The following is a 26,630-nucleotide window of genomic DNA, read 5'->3' as shown; positions in this document are numbered from 1 at the left end:
TCTTATATTATGATGTTGGGGTCAAAAACTATTTTGACCCTAACTAATGCCACGGATTGCTTCATTGCTGCGCAAGTCCGCCTGTCATTTCTTTTACATAATTATAGATATACTTTCCTGCTTCTTCTCCGTATTTTGCCACAATTTTTATGATTGCGCTTCCGACTATCGCACCGTCTGCTATCTTTGTATATTTATTTACCTGCTCCGGTGTGTTTATTCCAAACCCTACTGCTGCCGGTGTATCCGTAACTTCCTTTATTGATTTAACTATACTTTCAATATCAGTTTTTATCTCACTTCTGACACCTGTTACACCCATTGATGACACAACATAGATAAAGCCTTTTGCTTCTTTTGCAATCATCCGGATACGTTTTTCTGATGTAGGTGCTATCATTGAAATAAGATACATTCCGTATTTTTCCGCTATCGGTGCAAGTTCATTCTTTTCCTCGTATGGGATGTCAGGTATTATAAGTCCGTCTATTCCTACTTCCTGACATTTTGCACAGAATTTATCATAACCATACTTGTAAAGTGAGTTTGCATATCCCATAAATACAAGTGGTATGTCTGTTTTAGTACGAAGTGACTTTACCATTTCAAAAATTTTGTCTGTTGTGCATCCGCCTGAAAGCGATCTTATATTTGCATCCTGAATAACCGGTCCCTCTGCTATCGGATCTGAAAACGGTATTCCTATCTCAACAAGTGCTGCTCCTGCTTTCTCCATCTCAAGAATAAATTCCTCAGTTTTTTCAAGGTTTGGATCTCCTGCTGTTATAAAAGGTATAAATGCTTTTTTATTTTCAAATGCGTTACTTATTCTATTCATGTAAATCAATCCCCCTGTATCTTGCAATTGCTGCCACATCCTTATCGCCACGTCCTGAAAGGCAACATATTATTATCTGGTCTTTATCCATCTTTGGTGCTATCTTCATCACATGTGCTACCGCATGTGAACTCTCGATAGCTGCGATAATTCCCTCTTCTTTTGCAATATATTCAAATGCATTTACAGCTTCCTCGTCAGTTACAGGAACATACTCAGCTCTTCCTATATCTTTAAGGTATGCGTGCTCAGGGCCTACTCCCGGATAATCAAGTCCGGCTGAAATTGAGTAAACAGGTGCTATCTGTCCATACTCATCCTGACAGAAGTATGATTTCATTCCATGAAATATTCCTTCTGTACCTGTTGCCATTGTCGCAGCCGTTCTGTCAGTATCAACTCCAAGCCCTGCCGCTTCACACCCTATAAGCTTTACATCTTTGTCATTGATAAATTCATAGAACATTCCCATCGAATTACTTCCACCACCTACACAAGCCATTACGACATCAGGCAGTCTGCCTTCTTTTTCAAGTATCTGCGCTCTGGCTTCACGGCTTATAACACTCTGAAAATCTCTTACTATAGTAGGGAAAGGATGTGGTCCCATAACCGAACCGAGAACATAGAGAGTATCATCAACTCTGTTAGTCCACTCTCTCATACATTCGTTTACGGCATCTTTAAGAGTTTTTGTTCCTGTTTCAACAGGATGAACTTTTGCTCCAAGAAGTTCCATACGATATACGTTAAGTGCCTGACGAATTGTATCTTCTTTACCCATGTATATTTCACATTCAAGGTCAAGAAGTGCTGCTGCTGTCGCTGTTGCGACACCGTGCTGACCTGCACCTGTCTCTGCAATAATTCTTGTCTTGCCCATCTTCTTTGCAAGAAGTGCCTGGCCAAGTACATTGTTTATCTTGTGTGAACCGGTATGATTTAAATCTTCTCTTTTAAAATAAATCTTTGCTCCGCCTAAATCTCTTGTCATTTTCTCAGCATAATAGAGAAGTGACGGTCTGCCTGCATATTCTCTAAGAAGTGTATCAAGTTCTTTATTAAACTGCTCATCTTTCTTATAAAATTCATATGCTTCTTCAAGTTTTTGTATCTCATTCATAAGTGTTTCAGGTATATACTGCCCACCGTGAACACCAAATCTTCCTTTACTCATCCTTTTTATCCTCCATAATCTGACTGAATATTTCAGTCGGTTTTCATCATATCAATTTTAGACATGTCCTACTTTTATAAGTGATTTCAAAGTCTCTATACGGCTCTCCCCGGCACGCATCATCGCCTCACCGATAAGTACACCGTCAACCTTTCCCATGGCAAGCTCTCTAATCTCTTTCTCGCCTTTTATACCACTTTCAGAAACAAAAGTAATATCTTCAGGCACAAGATTTCTAAGTCTTAAGCTGTTGTTTATATCAACGGTAAAATTCCTTAAATCCCTGTTATTTACACCTATAAGTCTTGCTCCTGCCGCTACTGCTCTTTTTACTTCCTCTTCGTCATGGGTTTCAACAAGAGCACTAAGTCCCAGACTGTCTGCTATCTGCATATACTTTTTAAGGCTTTCATCATCAAGTATGGCACATATGAGCAATACCGCATCTGCACCGATAACCTTGGCTTCATATATCATATACTCATCAACAGTGAAATCTTTTCTTATAATAGGAATATTTACTTCTTCCCTTATTTCCTTTAAATACTCATTGCTTCCCATAAACCAGAATGGTTCGGTAAGTACCGATATGGCACTTGCACCGCCTTTTTCATATTCCTTTGCAATCTCGACATAAGGAAAATCTTCTGCTATAAGTCCCTTTGACGGTGAAGCTTTTTTCGCCTCACATATAAAAGAAAGACTTCCCTCTTTAATGGCATTTTCAAACGGAAATCCCGTATCAGCGTTAAGACTCTCGGCTTTTTGTTTCATCTCTTCAAGAGAAACTTTATTTTTTGCCTCGGCTACACGCTCCCTTGTCTTTGCCGCAATTTCTTCTAATATATTCAATGTTTTCTCCATTTCTGTTTTTGTCTGTTAAACACTTTCTAAGCATCTGTTTTCAATTAAAAAGTATGTCTTGTTTTCAGACTGTTTTATTTGTTGCTGTCAGCTATAAATTGTTCAAGTTTAGCTTTAGCCTTTCCACTCTTTATCATTTCCTTTGCCTTTTCAATTCCCTGTTCTATTGTAATTCCATCTGTTGCAATGTAGATTGCAGCTCCTGCATTTAAAAGAACCGCATCCATCTTTGGTCCTTCCACTCCATCTAAAATCTCTCTTGCTATCTGTGCATTTAATGCCGGCTCCCCACCGACAAGGTCATCTTTAGTGCAACGCTTAAATCCAAACTGCTCCGGTGTTATCTCATAATTTTTAAACTCACCGTCTCTATATTCACATACCTTTGTAGGTGCAGAAAGTGAAATTTCATCAAGACAATCCATTCCGTAAACAACCATAAGCTTTTTCAAACCTAAATTTTTAAGTACATGTGCAAGCGGTTCTACAATTTTTTCATCATATACACCCATAAGCTGCATATTTGCTCTTGCAGGGTTTGAAAGAGGTCCGAGTACATTAAACATTGTGCGGATTCCCATCTCTTTTCTTACTGCACCGACAAAACGCATTGCCGGATGATACTTCTGTGCAAACAGGAAACATATTCCGTCTTCTTTTAACAATTTTTCACTCTGATTTGGTTCAATATCAATCTTTACTCCGAGTGCTTCAAGACAATCAGCTGTTCCGCACTTGCTTGATGCAGCTCTGTTTCCATGCTTTGCGACATGAACACCTGCTGCCGCAGCCACTATTGCCGAAAGTGTTGATATATTAAATGAATTAGCTTTATCTCCGCCTGTTCCCACTATCTCAAGTGCATCTCCATCATTGTGAAAAGGTGTGCATTTTGATGACATTACCTTCGCTGCTGCTGTTATCTCGTCGATTGTCTCGCCCTTTATGCTGAGTGCTGTAAGGAATGATGCTTTCTGTGCGTCTGTTGCCTCTCCAGTCATGATTTCTTCCATTACCTGTGTCATTACTTCATCATTAAGATTTTCACCATTTACAAGTGTATTTATTGCCTCTTTAATCATAATAACCCTCCATTTTATTCAAAGAAATTTTTAAGCATTTTCATTCCATCAGGTGTCATTATTGATTCAGGATGAAACTGAACACCATATATCTCATAATCCCTGTGTTTTACAGCCATAACCTCTCCATCGTCGGTGACAGCCGTAACTGTAAGTTCATCAGGTATTGTATCTTTTTTTGCGATAAGAGAATGGTATCTCGCAACTTTTGCTCTTTCTCCTATTCCCTTAAAAATTTTACAGGTATCATCAAGCTTAACCTCTGACTGTTTGCCATGCATAAGTTTCGGTGCGTATGTAACCTCTGCCCCAAATGTCTCACATATTGCCTGATGACCAAGGCAGACACCAAGAATCGGAATCTTTCCCTTAAAATATTTTATAACATCCTCGCATATCCCTGCATCAGAAGGTTTTCCGGGTCCCGGCGATATAAGTATATGACTTGGTGCAAGCTTTTCTATTTCACTAACCGTCATCTCATCATTTCTTATCACCTTTATATCAGGATTTATAGTTCCCACAAACTGAAACAGATTGTAAGAAAAACTGTCATAATTATCTATAAGTAATATCATATAAACCTCCTTTTTTGCATACAAGAAAAAACACGCATATGTTTTTACATTTCTTCCTGTCCCATTGAAACAGCATTCATAACTGCTTTTGCTTTATTTATACATTCGTTATACTCACTCTCAGGTACGCTGTCTGCAACAATTCCTGCACCCGAACGTACAAAAACTTTTCCATTCTTTTTAAAAGCTGTTCTTATTGCTATACATGTATCAAGATTTCCCGTAAAATCTATATATCCTATCGCACCGCCGTAAATTCCGCGCTTATTGTTTTCAAGTTCGTTTATTATCTCCATCGCACGAATTTTTGGTGCTCCCGAAAGTGTTCCTGCCGGAAGTACGGCATCTACGGCATCAAGACTTGTTTTGTCGTCCCTTATCTCACCTTTTACTGTCGAACCGATATGCATTACATGTGAATATCTCAATATATCCATATAGTTTTCAACTTCGACAGTTCCAAATCTGCTTATCTTTCCTATATCATTTCTTCCGAGGTCAACAAGCATGTTATGTTCAGCTCTCTCTTTCTCATCACTGAGAAGTTTTTTTTCAAGCTCATCATCCTCTTCCTTAGTCTTTCCTCTCGGTTTTGTACCGGCAAGAGGAAATGTATGAAGAACTCCATCCTCAAGTTTTACCAAAGTTTCAGGAGAAGCACCTGCCACTTCTATGTCATCGCTGCTGAAGTAGAACATATACGGAGAAGGATTTATTGTTCTTAATACTCTGTATGCATTAAGCAGGCTTCCCTCATAATCTGCCTCCAGTCTGTTTGAAAGTACAACCTGGAAAATATCTCCTTCATATATATAATGCTTTGCTTTCTCAACCATCTCGCAATATTCTTTCTCAGTAAATAACGGTCTGAACTCAGATGTTATCTTTCCCGGATTAACGTCAACCATCTCTCCTGTTTTTATAAGTTCTATTATCTTATTTATCTCATCAACACATTTGTTATAATCTTCTTCTAAATTGTCAGTTTTTGCATTTGCTATAACAATTATCTTCTGGCTGAAATTGTCAAATGCTATAACTTTGTCAAAAAGCATCAAATCAACATCTTTAAAGCCTTCCTCATCATCTGCGTCAAGGTTTAACTTTGGCTCACTGTATTTTATGTAATCATATGAGAAATAACCTACAAGACCACCTGTAAATGTCGGAAGTTCTTTTATATTAGGACTTGTGTATTCTTTTAGAATCTCTTTTATCTTCTCACCTGGGTGTTTAACTTCGCTTATCTCAGTCTTTCCGTTCTTAACTTTCATCACCCCGTTAGTACATGTAATTTCCAACTTAGGGTCATATCCAAGAAATGTATATCTTCCCCATTTCTCCTGATTTTCCACGCTCTCCAACATATAACAGTGTGAACTTACACCTTTCAAAATACGAAGCACCTGCATCGGTGTTCTTATATCCGACATAATTTCCATGCTGATTGGTACAACTTTGTACCCCTTTGATAATTCTTTTGCTTCTTCAAATGTAATCATGCTTTTCCTCCTTAACAGCTTTCATTCAAGGTAATCAAAAAAGTCCTTGGATATTACTATTAAAAAAATAATAATATCCAAGGACGGTTATACAATAATAATACCGCGGTGCCACCTTGATTTATGGTCTGCCCACACTCTTAGCGAAATACTAACATATTCCCGGCAACTAACGCATGCCCTCACGTCATAGAATACTCGGAATAAAATTCCTTTGACTATGCCCTCAGTGGTCCATTTAATAAACAGCTTTCTGCGGGTTCTCAGCATCCCCTGCTCTCTGTAAGCGCCTCTTTTATTTTTATCTCCACATCAACGGTTTCAATTTATTTAACTTTTTAAAAGTATATACCCTTGTAAATTGATTTGTCAAGGATTTTTTATTTTGTACTCTTACATTATCTGTTTTCCATTAAAATATCCTGCCATATAAACTGCCATAAATGCCGTTGACAATATCACCGCAAGCCTGTAAAGCCTTTCATGCTGTTCAAAAAAATCACCTGCAATGATAAATATCGGAAGTGCACAAAGCATATATCTTCCACCGCTTATAAGGAAAGTCACTCCATAACAAACCATAGTATACACCCACAGATACGCCGTATACTTAAGCGGCTGTGTTTTAAGTGCATAAAACAATACCACAATAACAAGTATAACTATGATAACCTCCGGCATCCATATGCTCATTTTCATACTGTTTGTCGTACCTGCGTCTTTAAAATATTTCCACACATCTCCAAATCCTTTATAAAAAGATGTAACCTCATGATTCCAGTGATTTTTCTGGTATTCCTGAAACTTAAACGGATTTCCTTCTACTTTATAATTCAGATAAAAATATATCAGATTTCCTACAGGTATCAATAACAAATACATTCCCTTTGTAAACACCTCTTTAAAAAACAGAGCGATTTTTTTCTCTTTCAACATAATTACCGGTGAATATGTCTGCAGAAATTCAACACCGGCAACTCCTAAGAGTAGTATTCCCTGCACTCTGCAAAGCGAACAAAACAGACCTGTCAAACCCACAGCAAACCAATTGTGCTTTTTTATAAAATAGAAACCTATCGAAAGTGTTGCAAAAAACAGGCTTTCTGTCATCATTCCGCCAAAGAAAAAAGCAAATGGCCACACGCTCACAAGTGTAAGTGCCTTCTGTGCCGTTTTCTTTCCGTATTCCTCCGATATACAAATATAAAAGAATACTGCACCCACACAATATGCTACTGTCGAAAGTATGAGAAATGCAAGCTGCCAGTCTCTTATAATAAAATGAATTATTTTAAGAAGCCACGGGCAGAGTGGGAAAAATACGAGAAAAAGATGCTGTCCGTTTTCCACGCAGTCTGCATAGCCTTTACTCGCCAAATCAATATAATGCTGTGAATCCCATCTGTTCCAGCTTGACAAAAAATCAGAAAATGTAAAACCTGTCTCTTCTGAAAATATCATTGATATTACTACACCGACAATATAAATTCCTATTCTGAATAAAAGTGCATACAAAAATACTTTTACGATTTCTTCTTTTGTTGCTTTTTCACCCTTAGGCACAAAAGTATTTGCCAGTATATTGTTTCCTCCTGCAAGTTTCGTAATAAATGTTATCACCCACAAAATTGCAAAAAGTATCATCAATGACGTACATACAAAAACCATACTATTCCATTTCCCTCCATCTTCTAACCTCTTGTATTATCGCAGACAACACCCCTGCAGCTTATCTCTTTAGTATAATAACATCGTCCTTCTCGAACACAATCTTATGTACTTTAATAATTTCATCATAATCAGGTATGCTATATCCATATTCATATGGGCCTAATACAATATATTTTATATTATATTTATCTAAAAGTTTTTCTCTCTCAGACGGGTTTTCGTACATTATTTTTACATCTGCCTCATTTTGGGCATAATCAACACCATGGAAATAGAGAAATGTACCTGAACCGCAAACTATATTTCTTCCTGTGAGTGACGCTACCACATTATTGTGATTCGTTGCCGTAAGTATCATATCCTTAGGCTGTGTATTTTTTTCAATATATTCTGCCGCTTCGAGATATCCTTTACTGTAAAGTTCATATTCGGATACATACTCTCTTCCTAGTGTAAGTACGGCTCCAAATATTCCCACAAAGCCTGCTGCCGTTCCTGCTACTGCTGTTACCACTTTTATATTTATCTTTGCAAGAATATCAAACAGGAAATCTGAAACTGCTATACAAAAATAGAGATAACTTACAAGCATAAGCTTATTATTATCATATGTGTTTGGCTGGAATACTATAAATTCTGACATAAGCCACAGAAATGTAGGAGGAATTACAAGCCGAAGCTGCTTTCTATTGCCAAATGCATATACTAACAACATTCCTATAAACATAATTCCAAAATTTTTGACTGAAAACAGCAGATAGCTCTGTGTGTCATTAGCCCAATTGAAACTTCCCCTTGTAAATTGTTCCCCTGTCGCCTGACTAAATGTAAATTTGAATAATATAGGAAGAGCAAGCACAAGTACAATGACAAGAAAACTTCCCCAGCATTTCATGAGCTTTTTCAAATCCTCAGTCAGCTCTCCATTCTGTTTGATACTATGCACTACCTGATAAACAATAGCAACAATCAATACACCTATAACAATTATTCCTATGGCAAAAAGTGCATTTGCTGATAACGGATTTTGCGAAGTCTTTCTGCGGCTTATATATTCAAGTCCCAAAAGCACTCCGGCAAGAACAACTATACGCACCGGTACCGGAAACTGTTTATCACTTTTTTGCATCAATTCAAGTAAGACAAATCCTGCACAAAGTATTCCGAGTGCAAGAAACGAATGTGTGTGTATAAGCGGTAATCCTCCCGCAATCACACCTGCCACATAAAAATACTGTCTTTTTTCTTCCCTGACTGCTTTCGTGATAAGATACAAAATCGGAAACAGCATAGCCCAGCCAAATAATGTTGCTCTTTGCGGAATGAGCATATCAGCTATGACATTATGCCACATAATATTTTTATCAGTATAATTTGTCGGAGTCTGATAAAACTCCGTAAATATCCTCTTAAAATTCTGGCTTGCAAAACCTTTGTTTATAAAATATACAAATCCAAAACCACCATTCAAAAAGAAAAGTATATATGAAAGAAATGTCTTCTTTTTGTCAGAAAGTATATAATCCATAAGTGCATAGGCTCCAAACATTACCTGCATCAGTGCAAACAGCATCGGAAGAATGTATGCCCATTTAAGTGATGCACCAAATATATACACACTTGATGATATAGAGTCCGATAAAAACGGATATGCAAGCTTTGTTCCAGGAAGTATCGAATAATCAGGAGGAAATGTCTTCTGGTTCGCAATGCTTGTTATAAACCCCAAATGCATGTTCATGTCACCATAAGTACACTGGCCCGCATATACTGCACCATTCTTAAATGTAAGTACATGATGGCTCCACACCTTTACGGTATAACAGTAAAGCACAACGAAAACTGCCAGTACAGGTTTTTCCTTTATCGTTTTTATAATACGCTGCCAAAGATTTGTTTTCTCTGAATTGCCGTCTTTTCCTGACAATATATTATTCTGTGAAACTTCACTATTTTTACTAAAAAATCTTTTGTCAAAATATAATACTGCCACCAAAATAAGAACGAGCAGCATTAGTGCACTTATATGTGCTGCAAGCGTAAAATTCATCAGAAATGCCGTGAGCGTAGGCAGCCAGTGAATTAAAAAACTTCCCATAACACTGCCAAACAGTACTTTAAACCATCTGTTTTCCCTCTTAAAAACGGTAAATGCAATCAACACTCCTGCAAACTGATATAACAAAAAATATAATGTTCCCACTACATTCCCCAAAGCTGAACCTAACATCCTTCCCTCTCCTTATTTAGTCGTAGTAGAAACCGATTCTATTGCAACACTTCCGCCTCTTACTACTTCTATTCTGTTTATAAAAGTCTTATTAAACAGCTCTATTATATCATTTACTTTTCCCTCTGTCTCTACATATCTGACAATAACAGATTTTTTTCCGTAGTCAGCTATCTCAAGGTGGTCAAATGAATTAACTATTCTAAATATTTCAGTCTTATCTTTCTCAGTACAACTGTGTATTTTTATGTATAAAAGCTCTGTCTTTTGTATCGGAATATCAGAAAAATCCATTACCTTTATTACAACGACATTTCTGTTAAGCTGCTTTTTTACCTGTTCAAAAGTCACGTCATCCATAGTCATCTCTATTGTCATTCTTGAAACTGTAGGGTCTTCTGTCTCTCCTACCGTAAGTGTATCAAGGTTATAAGATTTACCCGCAAAAAGTCCGGAAATCTTTGCAAGAACTCCTATCTGATTTTCAACGTAAAGTGAAATGCAACGTTTTTTCATTTCCATATTACTATCATCCTTCCTATTTCTCTATTTTTTCTTATCTTTTATTATCAGTTAATATACAAACCATATTTTGTGAAATTATCATTAAATGCAATTGGATTGTGCAAATATAACGAATAATGTTAGCCGGCATTCTTGTCGCCGTCAGTACTTAGTCAGTGTCTTTTACTGACTTATGTACTGCTACGAGCGACAACATAGCGAGAGCGTGCCGGCGGTATTATTTGTTATATTTGCACAATCAACACAACATAAATCTAATTTTACAAATCTTAACAATCCATTATCATATCGTCAAGTGTCTTTCCTGTAGGCACCATAGGTGAAACATTTGCTTCTCTCTCTATAACACACTCAATAAGTGTAGGGCCTTTTTTAAACTCAAGTGCATAGTCAAATGCTTTCTTTATCTCTTCCTCTTTGGTTATTCTTATTCCCCTCGCCTCATAGCTCTCAGCAAGTTTTACAAAATCAGGTATATATTTCGGACAGCATTTATCTTTATTCATGCAGTCACGATTGCAGCTTTTTCTGTATGTAAGACATGTACTTGAATATCTCTTGTTGAAGAAAAGTTGCTGCCACTGTCTTACATTGCCAAGATACCCGTTATTAAATACCACAACGATGACAGGAAGTTCATAGACCATAGCTGTTGCAAATTCCTGAATATTCATCTGCATTCCACCGTCACCTGATATTGCAATAACAGGTCGCTCAGGATTTCCTATCTTTGCACCGATTGCAGCCGGAAATCCGTAACCCATTGTTCCAAGTCCGCCTGACGTTAGAAGCTGTCTGTGTGTCTCAATATCAAAAAACTGTGTTGTCCAAAGCTGGTTCTGTCCTACATCTGTACTTACAATAGGTCTTTCAAAATTATCATTTATATATTTTATAACCTTTTCAGGTGTAAGTCCCTCATATTTGTTCATATTTATAGGATACTTTTCTTTCCATTCAAGAGTCTGTGCCACCCATTTTTCTATCTTGAGCGGTGTGCCGTATTCTATAAGCTTTTCTATCGCCAGTTTTGCATCAGCAACTATAGGAATATCTACAACAATATTCTTTGAAATCGAAGCTGAATCAATATCTATATGAACAATTTTCGCACCTTTTGCAAACTCGCTTATCTTTCCTGTTATTCTGTCATTAAATCTTGTACCAATGGAAATAAGAAGATCACACTCACTTACCGCATGATTTGCCGCATAACTGCCATGTATTCCGATATTTCCAAGATATAATCTGTGTTTTGAAGGAATCGCACCTTTCCCCATGATAGTTGTTATAGCAGGTATACCTGTCATCTCAACGAGCTCTTTCATTTTTTCATTTGCTCCCGACAGATTTACACCTCCACCGAGCAAAAACAATGGCTTTTTTGCTTTTTTCATCATGCTCACGGCTTTTTTAATCTGACCTACATGAACACCTTCACTGGGTTTATATCCCCTTATATTTACATCCTCAGGATATTCTTCACTTCCCATCGCAACCTGTATATCTTTTGGAATATCAACAACTACAGGCCCCGGTCTTCCGGTTCGCGCAATATAAAAAGCTTCCTTGATAATTCTTCCAAGATCCTCTCTCTTTCTGACAGTTACACTATATTTACATATGCTGTTTGTTATACCTACGATATCAACTTCCTGAAACGCATCATTTCCCATAAGATTAAGCGGAACCTGTCCTGTAAAACATACAAGCGGAACACTGTCATAGTTTGCCGTTGCGATACCTGTAACAAGATTTGTCGCTCCCGGTCCACTCGTCACAAGACAAACACCGGTCTTTCCTGTTGATCTTGCATAGCCGTCTGCCGCATGTATAAGTGCCTGTTCATGTCTCGGAAGAATAACTTCAATGTCATCCTGGTCATACAAAGCGTCAAATAAATCAATTGCCTGACCTCCCGGATAACCAAAAAGAGTATCTACTCCTTCCTCTCTCAATGCTTTTACAAATAATTCAGTTCCCTTAATCATATTTAAACACCAAACCTTTCATAATAAATCTTCATTGTACACCGAAGTGTGCATTCAATGTAATAACAACAAAACCAGGAAACGAGAAGTTTCCTATAAAATAATAAAGCCCTAAACTGACAAATGTCAATTTAGGGCGAATATTTTCGTGGTACCACCTAATTTCAGATGAAATCTGCACTCTGCCGATACTCAGACTATAGTTTTATAAATCTATAAAACACATATCTTTTATATCGTTTTCCATATAACGTTGGAAAAATCCGTTGAAGCCTACTTGCACACAAAATAAATTCCGCTTTCAGTCCAAAGCTCAAAGGCTACTTCCATATACAAGACACAAGAACTTTCACCATCCGTTCCCTCTCTACAGAGTCTCTGATATATGTACTCCTCCTCGTCACAGCCATTCCTTTTATTATTTGATAATATGATGTTGGGGTCAAAAGATATTTTGCCCCCAACTAATGCCACGGATTGCTTAATTGAAAAAGATATTATCACAATCTTTTTTAGTTGTCAAGGTCATCATCAGGCTCTACAACTATTTTGACAGGCATTCCTTTCTGAGGATTATATCTTTTTTTAATCTTCGGAACAGCAGTCTGCATGTCAGAATCCTTTTTTATACCTGATAAATCCTTGTCAATATCTGTCTGATTCTCATCAGAGCTGTTGTTTTCAAGAGCTTTTACTGCCTCTCTCTCAAAACTGCTCTCATATTCTTCTTTTTTCTGTCTTCTTGTCTTGAATTCTTTTACAACTTCGGCTGACTCTGTTTCTTCGACTGTCTCCGTCTCTTCGACTGTCTCATTTTCTTCTTTAACAATTTCTTCCGGCTCTTCTTCAAGTGTCGCTGCTGCCTCTTCTGTGTCATCCTGTACTTTTTCAGACTCATCTTCATCTTTTGAAACTAAAGCCTGATTTTCTTTCTGACTTTCAACATTGTCACCGTCATTTTCAGCACTTTCTGAATCAGTTTTTTCAACATCTTCAATATCTTCTGAATCAGTTTTTTCGGCATTTTCAGTATCTTCTGAAACATCCTCACCGACGTCACTATTATCTTCCTGTTTTTCCTCTAAAGAATCATCCTTGTTTTCTCTTTCAGAGTTTTCTTCTCCAAGTTCTTCTGATAAATATTCTTCTTCCTCTAACGGTCCTTTCTTTATTGCAACAATAGCTGAAATCACTTTTACCGGAATTCCTGCAAACAGAACTGCCATAACCAGCAGTGTTACATAGTAACACTCAGGAAGAAACTTCTTTATCATAAACCATGAACCAAGGTCATCCCCGAGTATATTTTCTATAATCACCGGAACATATTGGTATATTGCTATAGGCAGTCCGATATGAACAACCACATCAACAATTGTTCTGATAATTCCGATACCTTTTTTTCTTGTATTTCTGTACCACCAGCTCATCATAAGAAATGGAACAAGCGATGCCAAAAATACAATAACGTACACTATGTCAAATTCAATATGCGGCATCATAACAGCTTTTGAATCAATTGTTCTTGCTTTTTCTCCTATTGCAAGACATATAACATTTGACATAAGTTCTTCAATAACATCATTTCCCGAAACCACATCCGATGTATCAAAGAGCATAGTAATTCCCAAATCCTGTCCCGGAACAAGAAATGCAGAAGATATATAACCGTCAATCGCGCCCGAAACATAATATACATCCTGTTTTCCTACTTTTGTCTTTATCCAGCCAAGACCTGATGTTCCTTTAGTGGCAAAAATTGTATTGCCGCAATCAGTACCATCAGCATATATTTTTTCTATCTGGTCATATGACAATGTCTTTCCTCCGGCTGCAAGAAACATGCTTAATACACTTCCCATGTCTTTTGCATCGGAAACAATTCCTGTCGCAGGCACCGCATCCCACTCATCATTATCTGTCTTTTCAGCTTTTTTGGCGATTGGCAGACCAAATAAATTGTCATGACCCAAAACAACATCTTTTCCCGACATATCATCAGTTGTGTACGTCGATTCAAGCTGTAAAGGCTTCAAAATTTTATTCTGAATATAATCTGAATAACTGTCACCCGAAACCTCCTCGATAATCTTTCCTAAAATCGCATAGTTTATTCTTGCTTCCTGATACTCTCCTTTTTTGCCAAGAGGTTCCGGAATATTTTCTGATTCTATTTTCTGAGTTGTTGTATATCCGCTTGTCTGCTTTAAGAGTTCCTCAACCGTTATGTCAGGCACATTCCCTGAACCTGATATAACATCTACAATATTTGTGTCAAGCGAAATCTTATTTGAATCAATCAATTGTAAAATTGAGATAGATGTAAATATTTTACTCAATGAACCTATTTTCAAATCTGAATTTGTTTCGGGGACATCTCCAAAAGAAGCACTGTACACTTCTTTCCCCGAAGTTACTATAGATATCTCTCCACCGGGAATTTTTGCATTGGAAAGCTGTCCGATAATATACTTTTCGATATCATTCTCATGATAACTCGCTGCAAATGCATTGCCGGCAAATGACAACGACAATATTAATGCCAAAACAACCGATAAAAACCTTTTTTTCATAGTATCTCTAATCCTCCATGCCGATTTTTCTTTCTGTACGTTATATCCGTTTTATCTTTGCAAATTTCTTTTGCACAATAATCGAATACTCAATTTTTTCAATGAAAAAACTTCTTTTTATTCTATCACAGTTTTTTACATTTGTAAAAAGAAAACTCCGTATACACTAAAAATGTATACGGAGTCTCCTGCCGCTTTTAATCTATATTCATATCTTCTTAATACTATCTTTCAAAATATATTATGCTGCAACAACGTCCCCTAATTCACGAATAATCTGGCTTGCTTCGTTTGGTTCACAGTTTCCTGTCATCCACATGCTGTTTCTGAGATCCATAGTCATAATACCAAGTAATGACTTTGCATCTACACAATAGCTTCCACAATACAGATTGAAATCAGCGTCATACTTTGAGAGAATGTGAACAAATTTGTTTACATCAGTTACATCATTAAACTTAATGTTAATCTTGTTCATAATAAACACTCCTTTTCATAATACAAAAAACTTTTAACAGCTTTCACGCTACTATACCACCATTGAGTGTTTAAATATATACTTTTTTTAATGAATTTACTACATTTTCTACTCTGCTTTTTCATTTTCTCCCATTTTGATGCTTTTTTCGATATCTAGCTGGCGTTATTCCATTCTTTCTTTGAAAATAAACACTAAATCTGCTCTGAGAGCTGAATGCACAATAACTGCTTATTTCCTGCAAAGAATAATCCGTATACTTCAAAAGATACTCACTGGATTTTATCTTTTCGTCAATTATATATTGTTTTAAGGTTACTCCTTCAAACTGACTAAACTGTTCTGAAAGATAATTCGGTGACACACCTATATATTTTGCTATGTCTCTCACCATAAGAGGCTCATGTATATGCGCAAATATATAATCTTTAACCTGATGTATCAATGGATTATTTATATCGTTATTGTTCAGGTTACGAACATCTCTTGTAAAATTATATTCGGCTTCTCTTACAAGGTGCTCAATTTTTATCGGATCATCCAGTTCTTCCTCAAGATATCTGATGTATCCGTCTGCCATTGAAAATGCCGCTTCTGCATTTATGCCGCCCTCTATAGCACATCTCGAGGCACATGTAATAACTCCTATAGCAATATTTTTCAAGCTTCTCACCTGATCTTCAGCAAGTTTTCCAAGCTCTCCCGGATAAACTTCATCTATACTCTCTTTAAGTCCTTTGAGATCTCCTCGCCTTATGCTGTCATGTTCTCTTAGTTCCTGTGCATATGGATTGTGAGTACTGCCGTTCTCCTGATATTCAAATATGCTTTCTGTAACATAAACCTCCACCGATTTATCTAAGCTTATGTTATTTTTCCACAAATCATACTTTCCAATCTTTTTTCCGGTAAGCTCATTCCATATAAGAATAACCGCCGATGTATAGGTTCCTTTTGAGCATACACGTATATCTGAACCTTTGTTTTCAAATGAAGAAAACATTGCCGTCTTTCCTATAACTATAAACTCAGATTCATCCTCATTCCACATAGCACACACCACAATACCTGTATCTACAACAACTATGTACGGAAAATCTTTTCCTGCTTCCTTAACTATCTGTGAATAGAGCATAATATCCTCTTTTCTCGAATCCGAAAGCTGTTCTATAAGTATTCCATTTTCATCAAATATTGCAATATGAGCATTTAATATAGGTAACATATGTGTCAGGAAAAATTTATCTTTCATATAAAACAGTCCTATTATCTATAATACTAAATATTGTTTGCCAATGCTGCTGTAATAATAGCCATAGAATATACTTCCGATGCATTGCAGCCTCTTGACAAATCATTTACAGGAGCATTAAGTCCAAGTAATATCGGACCATATGCCTCAAAGTTACCCATACGCTGTGCAATCTTATATCCGATATTTCCTGCATTTATATCAGGGAATATAAATGTATTTGCATGACCTGCAACGTTTGAGTCAGGGCATTTTGTTCTTGCAACTCTAGGTGATACTGCCGCATCAAACTGAAGTTCTCCATCTATAGGAAGATCCGGATATTTCTCCTTTGCTTTGCGTGCAGCATTGCACATCTTGTCTACATCCTCTCCCTTTCCGGAACCATGTGTAGAATAGCTCAGAAAAGCTACCTGTGGATCAACGCCAAAAATCTTTGCACATTTTGAAGCTTCCCCTGCTATCTCGACAAGTTCATCCTCTGATGGTTTAATGTTGATTGCACAGTCACCCATAGCAATAACTTCATTCTCACCTGTAGCGCTTGGTCTTACAAGTATAAAGCATGAAGAAACAATACTATGTCCGGGTTTAGTCTTTATTATCTGAAGTGCCGGACGAACAGTATCTGCTGTTGAATATGTTGCGCCTCCCAAAAGTGAATCTGCAACTCCCATCTTTACAAGCATAGTTCCAAAATAATTTGCCTGTGAAAGAACCTGTCTTGCTTTTTCAGGTGTCATGCCCTTTTTCTTTCTGAGCTCACAAAGTATTTCAACCATCTCATCCATTTTTTCATATTTTTCAGGATCTATAATTTCAGCTCCACGAATATTAAATCCGCTTTCCTCTGCTGCATTCATAATCTTTTCTTCATTGCCGATAAGAATAGGATGAAGGAAATTGCTCGCAAGCAATCGTGATGACGCTTCAAGGATACGCGAATCTTCACCTTCCGTAAAAACGATTTTCTTTGGACTCTTTTTTAAAATGCCTATCAACTGACCAAAACCAAACATCTAATCATCTCCATTTCTAAATTTTATGTTTATTTTTAAACACCACGCCTATTTTCGTATACTTTTATAAAAAAGTCAATATAAACAATACGAATTTGATAAAATTTCGCTATAGAAATATGATATACTTTAATAACGAAAACTGATGCCACGGATTGTTCCCTTGCATCACTAAATAAACCAACAAGAAATGAGGGGTACTATGACTTCACAATTACCTGATATTATATCAGCCGAACAAAAAAATATGATATTTGAAAACATGTCTGACGGTGTAATAACTTTAGACTCCTCAGGCAGAATAACATACTGCAATTCTGCCTGCTGTAAAATACTTAAAATATCAGCAATATCTGATATTTTAGGACAATCCTTTCCGGAACTCTTTTTACAGAACAAAAAAAACAGAGCCTTCAACAAACTTTTTCGTGACAGCATGGAAAAGCATAAAGTTTTCCCAAAAACACCTGTAAGATACCGTTTTGGAAAGGAAAAAGAACTTCACCACTTTAATATTGATATAAGTCTTTTAAATCCGCCAAAAAACGAAATATTCAATCCCGATTCACCATATAAAAATCCCAATACAGCGTTCAATGGCATGGTCATTCTCATTGAGGATGATACTGACAGATTTAATCTAAGACAACACGAACATGATTGTGCATTCATATTTGCAGGTCTTATCTTATGTATAAGCGTTTTTTTGATGTCATGGAGCCTTATGCGTTTTACACTGCATATATACCTTAAATCATCAGTCTATACACAAATAATAGAATTTATAACTTTCCTGCTCTTTTTGGAAATTGTGTTCCTGACAAGCTTTTCAATGCGTGATATAGGTCTAATCCCCAAAATATCGACATTGAAAAAAAATATTATAGAGACTGTCGTGACGGCGTTGATTGCCTGTTGTGTTCTCCTTCTGAGCAAAGCGGTTCTGTCATTGCTTGGATATCAGATAAAAGCCTACTATATCGGCGGCTCACTTCACGGAGCATACACATATATATTCACGGCATTTGTTCAGGAATTTCTGGCACGTGGCGTAATACAGACAAGTGTAAAATCATTGATGAAAGTAAGATTTCAAAATTTTTTCAGTATTTTCCTTACATCTCTGCTCTTTTCACTTATGCATATGCCTTTCGGATTTTATTTTATGTTCGGTGCATTCATGCTAAGCCTCGCCTTAGGTTATATATATGAACGCCAGCAGAATATATGGGGATGCGTAATTCTTCACTGGTGCTGCGGCTACCTTGCCATGTGCCTCTATTTCTAAAAGATTACAAAATAGATTTGTTATTCATGCCGCCGGATGATATAATTTTAGCAACATATTTTTAAAACTATGGAGGTCGTATATGAATAATAAAATTTTTTTCCCGCAGGTAAATGGTATACTTCACGGTTCGGATTATAATCCTGACCAATGGCTTGACAGACCGGATATTCTTGAAAAAGACATCGAACTCATGAAAAAAGCCAAAATGACAAGCATGTCTCTCGGCATATTCTCATGGTCAGCTTATGAACCTACAGAGGGCGAATTTCATATGGATTGGCTCAAAGACATAATGGATAAGTTATATGAAAACGGAATTTATACAATTCTTGCCACACCATCAGGTGCCCGTCCTGCATGGCTCGATGAAAAATATCCTGAATGTATGCGTGTAGGAGCAGACGACCACCGTGCACATCACGGTGTACGCCACAATCACTGCATGTCATCACCAAAATTCAGAGAAAAAACCGGTATTATAATAAACAAAATAATTGACACCGTTGGAAAACACCCAGGGCTTGCAATGTGGCATTTATCTAATGAATTTGGCGGAGAATGTTTCTGTCCGCTGTGCAAAAAGAAATTTCAGGACTATCTTGCCAATAAATTTGATAACGATATAAATAAGCTTAACAAAGCATGGTGGACAGGTTTTTGGAGCCACACATACAATGATTTTTCACAAATCGAACCACCTTATTTAAATGGTGAATTCAGCGTTATGGGATTAAACCTTGAATGGAAACGATTTACTACATGGAACACTACAGATTATATGAAATCTGAAATTGACATCATAAGAAAAAGAACTCCAAATATTCCTATAACCACCAATTTCATGCAGCTTTTTCCGGGGCTTGACTATCGCGTAATGGCAAAAGAACTGGATGTTATCTCCTGGGATTCATACCCGATATTTCATAATAATTATGAGACAATGGCAGATACCATGGCGCATAACTCTTTTGACCATGCAGTTATGCGTTCCTTAAAAAAGAATCAGCCGTTCATGCTTATGGAATGTGCACCGGGACTCGTAAACTGGCATGAATACAATAAACTCAAACGCCCGGGAGTACACAAACTGTTCAGCGCACAAGCTGTGGCATGCGGTTCTGATACAGTACAGTACTTCCAGTGGAGAAAAAGCCGCGGCTCCTTTGAACAATATCATGGAGCAGTTGTAGACCACCTCGGTACTGATGATACAAGAATTTTTAAAGAAGTGGCCGAAGTCGGTGCCATGCTCGACAGTCTCTCAAATGTGAAAGGCACAATTGTCAAACCAAAAGCTGCTCTTATATTTGACTGGGATAACATGTGGGCAATTGATAATATGCGTGGTCTTTCAGATAAAACTAAAAATTACGCAAAAACATGTATACAAATATATCATGAATTTTTAAAACTCGGAATAGATATGAATGTTGTCGCATCTGATGATAACCTGGATGACTATAATGTTGTCATCGCTCCAATGCTTTATATGCTTAGGCCAGGCGCATCAGACAATCTCAAGGCATTTGTAAAACGTGGTGGACAGCTTATGGCAACATATCTTACAGGCTATGTGGATGACAATACTCTTTGCTATCTCGGAGGTTTCCCGGGTGACGGACTAAGTGAACTTTTTGGCGTTATAAGTGAAGAAATTGATACATATTATGACAGTGATGAAAATTCTGCAACATTCACAGACGGTCATAAAGCAATAATTCATGACTACGCTGAAATACTGCGTGTATCTGATACCGATATTCTCGCCAAATATGATAAAGACTTTTATGCCGGAACACCTGCAATAACATGCAAAAACTTTGGAAAAGGAAAAGCATATTATGTTGGTGCCCGCATCGATATGGATTCAATGTCCGGTTTATTTAAGACAATGCTTAAAGAAACAAACACAACATATCTTACTCTTCCTGCCGGAATAGAATACCATAAACGAGAGGATGAAAGCGGTAAAGCAATCGAATTTTACCTCAATGTAACTGAAAACGAAATCACTTTTAATATGACTGACAATACACAGGTTACTTTAAAACCATATGGTGTAAAGATTGTATAAACTTGGCTTTATAGCTTAAATTTAACCTTATTTATACACCCCACATAATTTGCTCAGCCCAAAAAATATAAAACAACCGAATCTATAAGATAAACATATTTTAAATGAAAACTTATAAATCCGGTTGTTTTATAATATATGAATCATTATCAAATTATACTTTGCCAAAAAATAATTTCTATATGACTAATAAACACTATCAATCACTCTCACTTTTTGACTTCAATACAACTTCTTTTCCTTAAATTTTCAATTCCAGTAACCCTGCACAAATCTCTATTAGCCCTTATTTTTGTTTTTTAATTCCATGAATCTGAGCTCATCTTCCAATTCGCCCTTAACTCTGAATGCCTTAACTGTCTGATCAGAGGACATGTCAAGCATTTTTCCATACTTCATGGCATATGAACAAAATTCGATTTTTTCTTTAAGTTCCTTAATCTCCTGATAAATATCTGCCATAAGAATTACCTCCTGATCTTTATTTCTTGTCTAATTATGATACCACAAATTCAAAATAAATTAAACACAAAATTTCATTTTATTCTTTTAAACTTTTATATTTGTGTTGCACTTGCATTTTCTTTTTGATAATATTTATCAGTAACAAAATAATTTATTAGCTTTTTTACTGTATTTTATACTGACAGAAAAGAGGAAATAACATGAGTACAAAAATGAACCTTGGCGATTTAAAAGCAGGTGATAGTGCAAAAATAGTATCTGTAGGCGGAGAAGGTGCATTGCGGCAACACTTTCTTGATATGGGACTTATAAAAGGTACTACTCTATCACTCATAAAACTCGCACCTATGGGTGATCCGCTTGAATTGCAGCTTCACGGCTATGACTTAACTTTAAGGCTTGATGACGCAAAAAAAATTGAAATTGAACCTATTCTAACCGAAAAAACAGCTAAAAAATCAAAAGCACACAAATCAATCCCACACCCCGGTTTCGGTGAATACAACAAAGAACATAAAAGTGAACACCGTACACCTCTGCCTGATGATGAACTTCTGACCTTTGCATTAGTCGGCAATCAAAACTGCGGCAAAACAACACTTTTTAACAGGCTTACAGGTTCAAACCAGCATGTAGGCAACTTTCCCGGTGTAACAGTCGATAGAAAAGACGGTATGATAAAGGGACACAAAAATACCCTTATAACAGACCTCCCCGGTATATATTCAATGTCTCCCTACACAAGTGAAGAAATTGTCACCAGAGAATTTATCTTAAAAAACAAGCCAAAGGGAATCATAAATATTGTTGATGCCTCGAATATTGAACGAAATCTTTATCTGACTATGCAGCTTCTTGAACTCAATATTCCAATGGTCATAGCATTAAATATGATGGATGAAGTCAGAGAAAACGGCGGCTCCATACATATAAATGAAATTGAAAAACTACTCGGAGTTCCTGTAATTCCGATTTCCGCTGCCAAAAACGAAGGTATAGAAGAACTTGTCGATCATGCACTCCATGTAACAAAATATCAGGAGACACCTATAAGAACTGATTTCTGTTCCCCTGATGATAACGGGAGTGCTGTTCACGCATGCATTCACGGTATCATGCATCTTATAGAAGATAAGACTAAAAAAGCTCATATTCCGGTTCGTTTCGCAGCATCTAAACTTGCCGAAGGTGATTCTCTCATAAAAGAAGCTCTAAACCTTAGTGAAAAAGAATCAAATATATTAGAGCAGATAATACAACAAATGGAAGATGACAGAGGACTTGACCGTGCAGAAGCAATTGCCGATATGAGATTTCATTTTATATTAAAAACCTGTGCTGAAACAGTTGTCAAACCACACGAAAGCAAGGAACATACGCGAAGCCGCAATATTGACAAAATACTGACCGGAAAATATACCGCAATTCCAAGCTTTGCAATTATCATGGCACTTGTTTTTTATCTTACATTTAATGTCATAGGTGCTGCGCTTTCAAATCTTCTTGAAACAGGCATCGAATTTTTAACAAATACTGTCGATAATGCACTCACAGCATTCCATGTAAACACAGTGCTTCACTCACTTATTATTGATGGCATTTTTAATGGCGTAGGAAGCGTATTAAGCTTTCTTCCTATTATAGTAACATTATTTTTATTTTTGTCTCTGCTTGAAGATAGCGGATATATGGCTCGAGTAGCTTTCATCATGGATAAACTTCTGAGAAAAATAGGTTTATCAGGAAGGAGTATTGTTCCAATGCTTATAGGTTTTGGATGTACTGTTCCCGGTGTAATGGCAAGTCGTACACTTTCTTCGGAACGTGACCGAAAAATGACTATACTCCTTACTCCTTTTATGAGCTGTTCCGCAAAATTGCCTATATATGCATTTTTTGCAACAGCATTTTTCCCGGACACTGCTGCTCTTGTCATGATACTGCTCTATTTTGTTGGTATACTGTTTGCCATTGCTGCTGCTTTAATATTCCGGCGAACTCTCTTTAAAGGAGAGCCTGTTCCTTTTGTTATGGAGCTTCCAAACTACCGTATGCCCGGTATAAAAAACGTAGCACAACTTTTGTGGGAAAAATCCAAAGACTTTCTCCAAAAAGCGTTTACCATAATTTTCCTTGCTACGATTATTATATGGATATTGCAAAATTTTGATTTCAGATTCAATGTAGTAGACGATTCAAAATCAAGCATCCTAGCTTCAATTGCAGGTGTTATAGCTCCTGTCTTTTCACCTGCCGGATTTGGAGACTGGCGTATTTGTACAGCTCTTATATGCGGATTTATGGCTAAGGAAAGCGTTGTATCAACACTTTCAGTGCTTATACCGAAAACATCCTTTCTGCTTGGAATCATCTCTCCCGTTAACGCAATGGCACTTCTCGTATTCTGCCTTTTATATACACCTTGCGTTGCAGCCATCGCATCAATAAAACGTGAACTTGGCGGAAAATGGGCACTACTTGTTATATTATTGCAATGCACTATTGCATGGCTGGCAGCCGTTGTTGTAAACATTGTCGGTGGCATAATATTTTAAAAAAAATGAAAATATATTTATACGACAAGTATATTCCTAAGCCGTAACAGTAGTAAATTTATTTATTTGAATTTATTTAAAATAAAAATAGCAGGATTTGTTTAGAAACTTAACATCCTAAACAGATTCTGCCTATCTTTCCAACGTCTGCTGCACCTTTAAATTCAAATTTTGCCGTAAAACTGTTATTGAACATTATAAACAGCTCTGAATCCGGAAATAACTCCATAAATCCCGGTGTCTGAATAGCAAAATACTGAATTTTAGAATACGGCATTGTAGCGTATGATTTTCTCTTCCCTGTAATTCCCTGCACATCAATAGAGATAATTCTCTTATTGGTAAATATCAACTGGTCACGTATAGTTTTAAAAGCAAATTCTATCTGCTCTCCCGCTATCAATAAACCTTACTGTAATATCCCCTTCCATTAAATTCTATAATTCCATTATCTCTTAATATTTGCAATTGTTGCCTTATTTTTTCCTTTACATGATGATTTTCGGGATGCTTTACTGCGAGCATTTCTTCAAATTTATACACCTGATTAAGCGTAAAATCTCTGCTTCCAATCATATTAACACAGTTCAAAACATCTAAAGTCCACCCTCTTGCATCCATTTTACTGCCACGTAAAAACTCTGTTCTATGTACTTTTTCAATTATCTTTTCTATAGGCAGCTCTTTCTCGTTCTGTACAATATAAATCCTTCCTTCATTTGGAATTCGCCTTAACAAAATATTACATCCTGTCCAACCTGCACGCATTGCTGTACCTGACAATGGTTTTCTCTTTTCTATTACCTCTGGCGAAAAAAAATATTTGGGTACCATAACAAGATTTTCAACTTGAAAATTACTTTTGTTATAATGCATAAAGAAAAAGTTTGGATTATTTACCGACATAATTCTTTCTATCATCGTATTATAGGCTCCATCATTAACCTTGTTACTAATTGAAGCTCCTTTACTTTTTAATTCATATTCTTCCTTACAACAAGGACAGAAAAAATCTGCAACTGGTCTATTATTTTTAAATTTTGTAATATATTCGTTTCCACAATAAGGACAAAACATATTGTTATTAAACCAATCTTCTGTTATCACCCGTATTTTCTGAGAATTACTCGCATACTGAACCGCTTTTTTTCTATTCATCCGTAAATTCAAAATTATCACTCCAATACTGTTTGATAAAAAATACCATCAAATCTATTCTTGATTTTTTCTATATTTTCTTTTAATATTTCTATCAAAATACAACTTCTTTTTTTATTTAATGCTGCTACACCAACAGCACCAATCTCATCCTGTCAACCATAACAGCTGCTTCCATATTATTCATTCCTATAGTCGCAACAACATCATCAGCATTAGTATATTTACCAACTTTATCAAAAAAAGGGGTTATTGTACTTTTTCCCGAGCAATTTGGTCCTGCTAATACAAGAATCATTGGTTTTCTATTCTGCATACTTTCTTTCCCCATTTGCATATTCTACATAAGCCCGTTTCTTTTCTTTGTCATAACCCGCTATAGGTTTCTTGCAAATCTTAGCTTTATTTATTGCTGCCTTAACAGCTTCAACCGCTCTTTCGTCCATTTCATTATCCGATTCTGTCAATGTACTTTTCTCTTCTTCTCTGGATACAACTTTTATAATTCTACCACTCTTTGTGCTTACAGTTGTCATATAAACATCTCTTCATTCTAATTAATACGAAAATAGCTTCTTAATTACACTTAATACTCAACTATTATAATATATTTTATCACACTTTATATAAATCACAATCACCGGCTTAGCCGGTGGTTTGCTTTGCGGCCTATAAGGCCTCTTTGCCGGCTCACCCGTTAACGGGTCAACATACTCTTTGATTGTCATCTGGTCATATTCCAAATCTTCTTGTAATTGATTTCGAATATATTCTTCTATTTTCTTTGCATTTTTTCCTACTGCATCAACATAATATCCTCTACACCAGAAATGTCTATTTCCATATTTATATTTTAAATTTGCATGTCTCTCAAATATCATCAATGTACTTTTTCCCTTTAGATATCCCATAAAATATGAAACACTCATTTTAGGTGGAATTTCGACAAGCAAATGAATATGATCTGGACATACTTCTCCTTCTATAATATTTACACCTTTTCTTTTACAAAGCATTATAATAATATCGCGAATATCTTCTCTTAACTTTCCATACGCTACCTTTCTTCTATACTTTGGTGCAAAAACTATATGATACGTACAATTCCATGTAGTATGTGATAAACTGTTATTGTTGTTCATACGGACAACTCCTTTGTTTTTAATGTGGTTGGCAGACCATCATTATTATAACAAAGGAGCTTATCATTGCACATCGCTTAAGCTCTTTCCACCACCCGCATAGCAGGTGGTTTATTTATTTGCTACATTCCATTTCTCCTCCAAGAGAAACTACATTTCGCAAAT

Annotated in this window: 22 protein-coding genes, 1 pseudogene and 1 other annotated feature; of the genes and pseudogenes, 3 read left to right on the top strand and 20 right to left on the bottom strand. The window is 36.5% G+C overall.

Annotated features, from left to right (window positions below; genetic code table 11):
• Positions 1–61: 61 nt before the first annotated feature.
• From trpA to pta, 14 genes are all read right to left on the bottom strand, one after another.
• A complete protein-coding gene (trpA, locus tag ACZLXV_RS11255; RefSeq protein ID WP_022225668.1) occupies positions 62–838 on the bottom strand; it encodes a tryptophan synthase subunit alpha in 777 nt (258 codons plus the stop codon).
• Positions 831–2,015, bottom strand: coding sequence for a tryptophan synthase subunit beta (gene trpB / locus ACZLXV_RS11250; RefSeq protein WP_482383491.1), 1,185 nt, complete (start codon positions 2,013–2,015; stop codon positions 831–833). The genes trpA and trpB overlap by 8 nt, the downstream gene beginning before the upstream one ends.
• 57 nt (positions 2,016–2,072) lie before the next feature.
• The gene (gene trpC / locus ACZLXV_RS11245) at positions 2,073–2,867 is read right to left on the bottom strand and encodes an indole-3-glycerol phosphate synthase TrpC (RefSeq protein ID WP_022225665.1); all 795 of its coding nucleotides are present in this window, start codon (positions 2,865–2,867) and stop codon (positions 2,073–2,075) included.
• An 86-nt stretch (positions 2,868–2,953) separates the two neighbouring features.
• Positions 2,954–3,961 (bottom strand): anthranilate phosphoribosyltransferase, encoded by a 1,008-nt coding sequence (gene trpD / locus ACZLXV_RS11240; RefSeq protein WP_022225664.1) that lies wholly within the window; start codon positions 3,959–3,961, stop codon positions 2,954–2,956.
• A 14-nt stretch (positions 3,962–3,975) separates the two neighbouring features.
• Positions 3,976–4,539 carry an anthranilate synthase component II gene (locus tag ACZLXV_RS11235; protein WP_022225663.1) on the bottom strand — a complete coding sequence of 188 codons (564 nt, stop codon included), beginning with the start codon at positions 4,537–4,539 and terminating at the stop codon, positions 3,976–3,978.
• Positions 4,540–4,583: 44 nt separating this feature from the next.
• Positions 4,584–6,041: an anthranilate synthase component I gene (gene trpE / locus ACZLXV_RS11230; protein ID WP_482383490.1), complete on the bottom strand. Its 1,458-nt coding sequence runs from the start codon at positions 6,039–6,041 to the stop codon at positions 4,584–4,586.
• Positions 6,042–6,434: 393 nt separating this feature from the next.
• Complete coding sequence (locus ACZLXV_RS11225; RefSeq protein ID WP_482383489.1) at positions 6,435–7,709, bottom strand: hypothetical protein; 1,275 nt, start codon at positions 7,707–7,709, stop codon at positions 6,435–6,437.
• A 61-nt stretch (positions 7,710–7,770) separates the two neighbouring features.
• Entirely contained in the window at positions 7,771–9,942 is a 2,172-nt protein-coding gene (locus tag ACZLXV_RS11220) for a hypothetical protein (protein ID WP_482383488.1), read from the bottom strand.
• A gap of 12 nt (positions 9,943–9,954) precedes the next feature.
• Entirely contained in the window at positions 9,955–10,464 is a 510-nt protein-coding gene (gene ilvN, locus ACZLXV_RS11215) for an acetolactate synthase small subunit (RefSeq protein WP_022225659.1), read from the bottom strand.
• 272 nt (positions 10,465–10,736) lie between these two features.
• A complete protein-coding gene (ilvB, locus tag ACZLXV_RS11210; protein ID WP_482383487.1) occupies positions 10,737–12,458 on the bottom strand; it encodes a biosynthetic-type acetolactate synthase large subunit in 1,722 nt (573 codons plus the stop codon).
• A gap of 129 nt (positions 12,459–12,587) precedes the next feature.
• Positions 12,588–12,871, bottom strand: a binding site (T-box leader).
• Between the two features lie 99 nt (positions 12,872–12,970).
• Positions 12,971–15,031 (bottom strand): serine hydrolase, encoded by a 2,061-nt coding sequence (locus ACZLXV_RS11205; RefSeq protein ID WP_482383486.1) that lies wholly within the window; start codon positions 15,029–15,031, stop codon positions 12,971–12,973.
• 241 nt (positions 15,032–15,272) lie between these two features.
• Entirely contained in the window at positions 15,273–15,509 is a 237-nt protein-coding gene (locus ACZLXV_RS11200; RefSeq protein ID WP_482383485.1) for an HPr family phosphocarrier protein, read from the bottom strand.
• A 121-nt stretch (positions 15,510–15,630) separates the two neighbouring features.
• Positions 15,631–16,761 carry a helix-turn-helix domain-containing protein gene (locus ACZLXV_RS11195; RefSeq protein ID WP_482383484.1) on the bottom strand — a complete coding sequence of 377 codons (1,131 nt, stop codon included), beginning with the start codon at positions 16,759–16,761 and terminating at the stop codon, positions 15,631–15,633.
• A gap of 26 nt (positions 16,762–16,787) precedes the next feature.
• Complete coding sequence (gene pta / locus ACZLXV_RS11190; RefSeq protein ID WP_482383483.1) at positions 16,788–17,780, bottom strand: phosphate acetyltransferase; 993 nt, start codon at positions 17,778–17,780, stop codon at positions 16,788–16,790.
• Between the two features lie 202 nt (positions 17,781–17,982).
• Here pta and ACZLXV_RS11185 point away from each other — a divergent pair, with 202 nt between their 5' ends.
• A complete protein-coding gene (locus ACZLXV_RS11185; protein ID WP_482383482.1) occupies positions 17,983–19,068 on the top strand; it encodes a CPBP family intramembrane glutamic endopeptidase in 1,086 nt (361 codons plus the stop codon).
• An 82-nt stretch (positions 19,069–19,150) separates the two neighbouring features.
• Positions 19,151–21,145 carry a beta-galactosidase gene (locus ACZLXV_RS11180; protein WP_482383481.1) on the top strand — a complete coding sequence of 665 codons (1,995 nt, stop codon included), beginning with the start codon at positions 19,151–19,153 and terminating at the stop codon, positions 21,143–21,145.
• A 279-nt stretch (positions 21,146–21,424) separates the two neighbouring features.
• Here the strand turns inward: ACZLXV_RS11180 and ACZLXV_RS11175 are convergent, their stop codons facing one another.
• Positions 21,425–21,607, bottom strand: a complete 183-nt coding sequence (locus tag ACZLXV_RS11175) for a hypothetical protein (protein WP_482383480.1) — start codon at positions 21,605–21,607, stop codon at positions 21,425–21,427.
• A 215-nt stretch (positions 21,608–21,822) separates the two neighbouring features.
• Between ACZLXV_RS11175 and feoB the strand changes: the two genes are divergently transcribed.
• Positions 21,823–24,165, top strand: a complete 2,343-nt coding sequence (feoB, locus tag ACZLXV_RS11170) for a ferrous iron transport protein B (RefSeq protein WP_482383501.1) — start codon at positions 21,823–21,825, stop codon at positions 24,163–24,165.
• 109 nt (positions 24,166–24,274) lie between these two features.
• Here the strand turns inward: feoB and ACZLXV_RS11165 are convergent, their stop codons facing one another.
• The 5 genes and pseudogenes from ACZLXV_RS11165 to tnpA form a co-directional block, all read right to left on the bottom strand.
• Positions 24,275–24,568, bottom strand: a complete 294-nt coding sequence (locus ACZLXV_RS11165; RefSeq protein ID WP_482383479.1) for a PH domain-containing protein — start codon at positions 24,566–24,568, stop codon at positions 24,275–24,277.
• Positions 24,565–25,323 carry a DpnI domain-containing protein gene (locus tag ACZLXV_RS11160; protein WP_482383500.1) on the bottom strand — a complete coding sequence of 253 codons (759 nt, stop codon included), beginning with the start codon at positions 25,321–25,323 and terminating at the stop codon, positions 24,565–24,567. Before ACZLXV_RS11160 ends, ACZLXV_RS11165 begins: the two co-directional genes overlap by 4 nt.
• Positions 25,324–25,450: 127 nt before the next feature.
• Positions 25,451–25,639 carry a hypothetical protein gene (locus ACZLXV_RS11155; RefSeq protein WP_482383478.1) on the bottom strand — a complete coding sequence of 63 codons (189 nt, stop codon included), beginning with the start codon at positions 25,637–25,639 and terminating at the stop codon, positions 25,451–25,453.
• Entirely contained in the window at positions 25,629–25,859 is a 231-nt protein-coding gene (locus ACZLXV_RS11150) for a hypothetical protein (RefSeq protein ID WP_482383477.1), read from the bottom strand. The genes ACZLXV_RS11155 and ACZLXV_RS11150 overlap by 11 nt, the downstream gene beginning before the upstream one ends.
• A gap of 141 nt (positions 25,860–26,000) precedes the next feature.
• A pseudogene (gene tnpA / locus ACZLXV_RS11145) lies at positions 26,001–26,465 on the bottom strand (IS200/IS605 family transposase); the annotation flags it as partial.
• Positions 26,466–26,630 lie beyond the last annotated feature (165 nt).

The sequence above is a fragment of the Butyribacter sp. genome (assembly GCF_056818865.1).
Note: the sequence above shows the minus strand (reverse complement) of the source record. Positions and strands in the feature narration are given on the sequence as shown.

What these genes read in the sequence shown, in the direction of transcription:
- trpA (WP_022225668.1), bottom strand. Translation starts at nt 838, where the DNA reads ATGAATAGAATAAGTAACGCATTTGAAAATAAAAAAGCATTTATACCT.
- trpB (WP_482383491.1), bottom strand. Translation starts at nt 2,015, where the DNA reads ATGAGTAAAGGAAGATTTGGTGTTCACGGTGGGCAGTATATACCTGAA.
- trpD (WP_022225664.1), bottom strand. Translation starts at nt 3,961, where the DNA reads ATGATTAAAGAGGCAATAAATACACTTGTAAATGGTGAAAATCTTAAT.
- ACZLXV_RS11235 (WP_022225663.1), bottom strand. Translation starts at nt 4,539, where the DNA reads ATGATATTACTTATAGATAATTATGACAGTTTTTCTTACAATCTGTTT.
- trpE (WP_482383490.1), bottom strand. Translation starts at nt 6,041, where the DNA reads ATGATTACATTTGAAGAAGCAAAAGAATTATCAAAGGGGTACAAAGTT.
- ACZLXV_RS11225 (WP_482383489.1), bottom strand. Translation starts at nt 7,709, where the DNA reads ATGGTTTTTGTATGTACGTCATTGATGATACTTTTTGCAATTTTGTGG.
- ACZLXV_RS11220 (WP_482383488.1), bottom strand. Translation starts at nt 9,942, where the DNA reads ATGTTAGGTTCAGCTTTGGGGAATGTAGTGGGAACATTATATTTTTTG.
- ilvN (WP_022225659.1), bottom strand. Translation starts at nt 10,464, where the DNA reads ATGGAAATGAAAAAACGTTGCATTTCACTTTACGTTGAAAATCAGATA.
- ilvB (WP_482383487.1), bottom strand. Translation starts at nt 12,458, where the DNA reads ATGATTAAGGGAACTGAATTATTTGTAAAAGCATTGAGAGAGGAAGGA.
- ACZLXV_RS11205 (WP_482383486.1), bottom strand. Translation starts at nt 15,031, where the DNA reads ATGAAAAAAAGGTTTTTATCGGTTGTTTTGGCATTAATATTGTCGTTG.
- ACZLXV_RS11200 (WP_482383485.1), bottom strand. Translation starts at nt 15,509, where the DNA reads ATGAACAAGATTAACATTAAGTTTAATGATGTAACTGATGTAAACAAA.
- ACZLXV_RS11195 (WP_482383484.1), bottom strand. Translation starts at nt 16,761, where the DNA reads ATGAAAGATAAATTTTTCCTGACACATATGTTACCTATATTAAATGCT.
- pta (WP_482383483.1), bottom strand. Translation starts at nt 17,780, where the DNA reads ATGTTTGGTTTTGGTCAGTTGATAGGCATTTTAAAAAAGAGTCCAAAG.
- ACZLXV_RS11185 (WP_482383482.1), top strand. Translation starts at nt 17,983, where the DNA reads ATGACTTCACAATTACCTGATATTATATCAGCCGAACAAAAAAATATG.
- ACZLXV_RS11180 (WP_482383481.1), top strand. Translation starts at nt 19,151, where the DNA reads ATGAATAATAAAATTTTTTTCCCGCAGGTAAATGGTATACTTCACGGT.
- ACZLXV_RS11175 (WP_482383480.1), bottom strand. Translation starts at nt 21,607, where the DNA reads ATGGCAGATATTTATCAGGAGATTAAGGAACTTAAAGAAAAAATCGAA.
- feoB (WP_482383501.1), top strand. Translation starts at nt 21,823, where the DNA reads ATGAACCTTGGCGATTTAAAAGCAGGTGATAGTGCAAAAATAGTATCT.
- ACZLXV_RS11160 (WP_482383500.1), bottom strand. Translation starts at nt 25,323, where the DNA reads ATGAATAGAAAAAAAGCGGTTCAGTATGCGAGTAATTCTCAGAAAATA.
- ACZLXV_RS11155 (WP_482383478.1), bottom strand. Translation starts at nt 25,639, where the DNA reads ATGCAGAATAGAAAACCAATGATTCTTGTATTAGCAGGACCAAATTGC.
- ACZLXV_RS11150 (WP_482383477.1), bottom strand. Translation starts at nt 25,859, where the DNA reads ATGACAACTGTAAGCACAAAGAGTGGTAGAATTATAAAAGTTGTATCC.